The sequence below is a fragment of the Biostraticola tofi genome, assembly GCF_004343195.1.
GTDB lineage: Bacteria > Pseudomonadota > Gammaproteobacteria > Enterobacterales > Enterobacteriaceae > Biostraticola > Biostraticola tofi.
In genome coordinates this window covers 1-1469 of the sequence record NZ_SMCR01000032.1, presented here as the reverse complement: position 1 = coordinate 1469, position 1469 = coordinate 1, and the positions used below count along the sequence as shown (strand labels likewise).

3 protein-coding genes and 1 pseudogene are annotated in these 1469 nt (G+C 51.2%); 2 read left to right on the top strand and 2 right to left on the bottom strand.

Features of this window, described 5'->3' with window-relative positions; translation table 11 throughout:
* On the top strand, positions 1–807 hold an 807-nt coding region (locus EDC52_RS19795), incomplete at its 5' end, for a VENN motif pre-toxin domain-containing protein (protein ID WP_230468118.1).
* Positions 804–1067, top strand: coding sequence for an immunity protein (locus tag EDC52_RS19790; protein ID WP_131868061.1), 264 nt, complete (start codon positions 804–806; stop codon positions 1065–1067). The genes EDC52_RS19795 and EDC52_RS19790, both read left to right, overlap by 4 nt.
* Before the next feature lie 34 nt (positions 1068–1101).
* Here the strand turns inward: EDC52_RS19790 and EDC52_RS19785 are convergent.
* Positions 1102–1212 (bottom strand): annotated as a pseudogene (locus tag EDC52_RS19785) (SymE family type I addiction module toxin); the annotation flags it as partial.
* A gap of 15 nt (positions 1213–1227) precedes the next feature.
* Positions 1228–1469 (bottom strand): hypothetical protein (locus EDC52_RS19955; RefSeq protein WP_165911779.1); only part of this gene is annotated, 242 nt, incomplete at its 5' end.

Below are 1469 nucleotides of genomic sequence, written 5' to 3'. Positions count from 1 at the left end.
GCGGGAACCCAAGCAAAGGATTTGACGGAAAGCCAGAAGACGATGGTGTCGGCGCTGGGGACGCTGGCGGCGGGGCTGGCAGGCGGCCTGGCCGGCGGCGATGTGGCGAGCGCGGTGGCGGGGGCGCAGGCGGGGAAGAATGCGGTAGAGAATAACTGGTTGTCCAAAGGCATGATGGACTATGGTAATTCACAAACTACATTAGCGACCAATACCAACTTAGTTGACGAAAATGGCAATGTCATCAATCCGTCGACGGCAGAGCAAATTCAATATGGTAAAGATAAACTTGTCACTGGAAAACTGACTGCCGGCCAGCAGCCAGCCACGGGGCTAGTGAAGGCTTGGGGTGCAGGCATGTCAACAGTGGTGGCCCCCTTATTGCTGCCAGCAACGGCTACGACAGGAAGTATACTGGCTGGTGGGGCCATCAGTGGTGTGGCTAATGTGAGTAATCAGGTTGCAGGAGGAGGGCCATTGAGCGTTACAGATGCCCTGATTGCAGCGGGAACAGGGGCTGTGACTGAAGGCAAGGGATTCTGGTTTGCTGAAGCAGCAAGCATCACTGGGGCGTATGCGGGGGCTAAGTTGCAGGGGAAAGATGTACTCCCGGCTGTGGTTGGTGCCGGTTTTGGTACGGCGGTTGGTGTAGCAGGCGGTAAAACCATAGAAGTTGGAAACAAATACTTTCCACTAGTCTCAGATAAAACAGCTGGTATGGCTGGGGCTGTTAGTGGTTCTATTGCCAGTGAAATAACGAGTAGTAAAACCGAAAGTAAGCTAAAAGAGGCAGGAGATAATAAATGACACAGCGTAATTATGGGTTAACAACACTGCTGATTTTATTATCCTCATTCGTCATTATTATGACTCTTGTCGTTTTATCCGGATGTTTATGTGCTGCATTTTTGGTTTATTTGAAAAATGGAGCTTTTATTTTTGGCTGGCAGGAAGACGTTCTTTTTTCAATGAAAAGGGGCTTAATAACAGGTATGCCTGTTGGTACAGGTATCTGGATCCTGTCTAAGCTCAAAAAAAAAGCCATCCCAAAACTTATTAAGGTTTGACCCCGGCGCAGGCCGGGATCTCCATATGTGTTTCTCACTCCTCAGCCAGCCAGATGACCAACTCTCCCTGCTTACAAATCACCTCGATCTTCTGCCGGATTTCAAATCCAAACGCCTCCATCCAGTTACCCTTCAGGACAATAGCCGGAGACGGCTGAAATTACAGCTGATCCCCGATATCGCCCACCCCATCCGGCGGGCTTTTTTTGTACCTAGTTCTGCTTGGAATCTTGCGCAGCCATAATAAAAACCTCGTACCGTCGGTAGCACCGACGGCAAGGTCAACCTCAAGGCGGGCCAGGGGCTCAAGATCAAAGGTTCGGATGTGCTGGCGCGCAAAGATATCGCCCTCAAGGGCCAGCAGGTGGCGATTGGGCATGCCGACAATCACAGCGTCCAGAC

What these genes read in the sequence shown, in the direction of transcription:
- EDC52_RS19790 (WP_131868061.1), top strand. Translation starts at nt 804, where the DNA reads ATGACACAGCGTAATTATGGGTTAACAACACTGCTGATTTTATTATCC.